This is a genomic window from Kitasatospora sp. NPDC023120 (genome assembly GCF_055560835.1).
The window spans coordinates 1-3,356 of record NZ_JBVHHY010000091.1 but is presented as its reverse complement, the minus strand read 5'-3'; the positions used below and the strand labels follow the sequence as shown (position 1 = coordinate 3,356).

Annotated in this window: 1 protein-coding gene; it reads left to right on the top strand. The window is 71.4% G+C overall.

Going from position 1 to position 3,356, the window contains the following annotated elements; genetic code table 11:
- On the top strand, window positions 1–3,356 hold a 3,356-nt coding region (locus ACZ3TI_RS40780; protein ID WP_465735619.1), incomplete at both ends, for an AMP-binding protein.

Below are 3,356 nucleotides of genomic sequence, written 5' to 3'. Positions count from 1 at the left end.
TACGGTCCGACCGAGGCGACGATCGGTGTGGCGACGACCCGGCTGACGTCGGGGCTGACGGCCGCTGGTGTGGTGCCGATCGGTCGTCCGATCGCCAACTCCCGCCTGTATGTGCTGGACGAGTACCTCTCGCCGGTGGCGCCGGGCGTGGTCGGCGAGTTGTACATCGCGGGTGCCGGTGTGGCGCGCGGCTATGTGCGACGCGCGGGTCTGACGGCCGAGCGGTTCGTCGCGGACCCGTTTACGGGTGGCCGCATGTACCGCACGGGTGACCGGGCGCGCTGGACGGCGGATGGCCAGGTGGTGTTCCTGGGCCGCGCGGACGACCAGGTCAAGGTGCGCGGCTTCCGCATCGAGCCGGGCGAGGTCCAGGCGGTCATCGCCGGGCACCCGGCGGTCGCCCAGGCCGCTGTGGTCGCTCGCGAGGACGTGCCGGGTGACGTGCGCCTGGTGGCGTATGCCGTCGCCGACGACGAGGAAACGGACCACGCCGAACTGTCCGCTGCCGTCAGGAAGTTCGTCGGCGAGCGGCTTCCGGAGTACATGGTCCCGTCGGCCGTGGTGGTGCTGGACGCGCTGCCGCTGACCGGCAACGGCAAGCTCGACCGCCGCGCCCTGCCCGCCCCCGACTACGCTGCCGGCGCTGCCGCGCGTGGCCGCGGACCGGCGACCGCCCGCGAGGAGATTCTCTGCCAGGCGTTCGCCGAGGTGCTGGGTCTGGAGAGCGTGGGGGTCGACGACGACTTCTTCATGCTGGGTGGTCATTCGCTGCTGGCGGTGTCGCTGGTGGAGAAGCTGCGCGGGCGTGGTGTGTCGGTGTCGGTGCGGGCGTTGTTCGTGACGCCGACTGTGGCTAGCCTGGCGGCGGTGGCCGGTCCGGAGCTGGTCGTGGTGCCGCCGAACGCGATCCCCGAGGGTGCTCGGGAGATCACTCCGGAGATGCTGCCGCTGGTGGAGCTGTCCGCCGCGGAGCTGGAGCGGGTGGTCGCGAGCGTCGAGGGCGGCGCGGCGAACGTCGCGGATGTGTATCCGCTGGCGCCGCTGCAGGAGGGTCTGCTCTTCCACCACCTGCTGGGTTCCCACAGCGGTAGTGATGTGTATGTGCTGCCGATCGTGCTGGGCTTCGACTCGCGGGAGCGGCTGGACGCGTTCGCGGGTGCGCTGCAGCAGGTGGTTGACCGGCATGACATCTACCGCACCGGTGTGGTGTGGGAGGGCCTGCGCGAGCCGGTCCAGGTGGTGTGGCGTCACGCCGTGCTGCCGGTGACCGAGGTCGCGCTGGACCCGGCCGCGGAGGACCCGGCAGCCGAGCTGCTGGCGGCCGGTGGTCCGTCGATGGACGTCGGTCACGCCCCGCTGCTCGGGATCCGGGCTGCGGCGGTGCCGGGTACCGAGCGGTGGCTCGGGATGCTGCAGATCCACCAGCTGGTCCGTGACCACACAGCGCTGGAGGTGCTGGTCGGTGAGGTGCGGGCGATCCTGGCCGGTCAGGCCGACACGCTGGCGCAGCCGCTGCCGTTCCGCGACTTCGTGGCGCAGGCGCGCGGTGGGGTGGCCCAGGCAGAGCACGAGCGGTTCTTCGCCGAGCTGCTGGGCGATGTCACCGAGCCGACCGCGCCGTTCGGCCTGGTGGACGTGCGCGGTGACGGTTCGGACTCGGTCCGGATCCGGTCGGACGTGGACGGGACGGTGGCGGAGCGCTTGCGCGAGGTGGCGCGGCGACTGGGTGCCAGCCCGGCGACCGTGCTGCACGTGGCGTGGGCGCGCGTGCTGGCGGCGGTCAGCGGCCGTGACGACGTGGTGTTCGGCACGGTGCTGTTCGGCCGGATGAACGCCGGCGCCGGCGCTGACCGGGTGCCTGGCCCGTTCATCAACACCCTGCCGGTCCGTGTGCGCCTGGACGGGCTCGGTGCGGCCGCGGCCGTCTCCGGGATGCGCGGGATGCTGGCCGAACTGCTGGAGCACGAGCACGCGCCGCTGACGCTGGCGCAGCGCGCCAGCGGGGTGGCGGGGGACCGGCCGCTGTTCACCTCGCTCTTCACCTACCGGCACAGCCAGGGCCCGGCCCGGCAGGCCGCCATCTCGGACGGCATCGACGTCGTCTTCAGCCGGGAGCGCACCAACTATCCCCTCACCGTGGCGATCGACGACCTGGGAGCCGACTTCCGACTGGTCGTCAGTACCGTCGCGCCGGTCTCCCCGGAGGCCGTCTGCGGTCTGCTGCACTCGGGCATCGAGAACCTGGTGGCCGCTCTGGAGAGCGCGCTGGACTCAGGCTCCGACCTCCCGCTGAGCAAGGTGGCCGTGTTGGACGAGACCGAGCGTCGTCGGGTGTTGATGGAGTGGAATGACACCGGTCTCGAGGTGCCGGGGTCGACGGTTCCGGGGGTGTTCGCGGCTCGGGTGGCGGAGGCGCCGGATGCGATTGCCGTGGTGGGTGAGGGTGTCGAGCTGACGTACCGCGAGTTGGATGAGCGGGCGAACCGTCTGGCGCATCACCTGGTGGATCGTGGTGTGGGTGCGGAGTCGGTGGTCGCGGTCTGCTTGGAGCGCGGTGTCGAGCTGGTGGTGGCGCTGCTGGCGGTGCTGAAGGCCGGGGCGGCGTACCTGCCGATCGACCCGCAGGCGCCGGCTGAGCGGATCGCGTTCATGGTGGCCGACGGCCGGGCGGTGTGCGTGGTTTCCTCGCAGGCTTGTGTGGCGGTGGTTCCCGGGTCGGTGCCGGTGGTGCTGGTGGACGCGCCGCTGGTGCAGATGGCGCTGGAGATGGCTCCGGTGTCGGCACCCGTGGTGTCGGTGGAGTCGGAGGGTCTGGCGTATGTGATCTACACGTCGGGTTCGACGGGTGTGCCGAAGGGTGTGGGTCTGGTTCATGCGGGTGCGGTGAACCTGGCGGTGGCGCAGGTGGAGCGGCTTGGGGTTGGTGCGGGTAGCCGGGTGTTGCAGTTCGCGTCGGCGGGGTTTGATGCGGCGACGTGGGAGTTGTTGATGGCGTTGTGCTCGGGCGCTGCTTTGGTGGTGGCGTCGGGGGAGGAGCTTCTGCCGGGTGCGGGGCTGGCCGGGGTGGTGGCGCGGTACGGGGTGACGCATGCGACGCTGCCGCCGGCCGCGCTGAGTGTGTTGGCGTCGCAGGATCTGGCGTCGGTGTCGACGTTGGTGTCGGCGGGTGAGGCGCTGGGTGCGGAGTTGGTGGAGCGGTTCGCGGTCGGTCGTCGGTTCGTGAACGCGTACGGTCCGACGGAGGTGACGGTGTGCGCGACGATGACCGGTGGCCTGGTGTCCGGGGAGCCGTCGATCGGTGGGCCGAACCCGAATGTGCGGGTGTATGTGCTGGACGGGTTCTTGTCGCCGGTCGC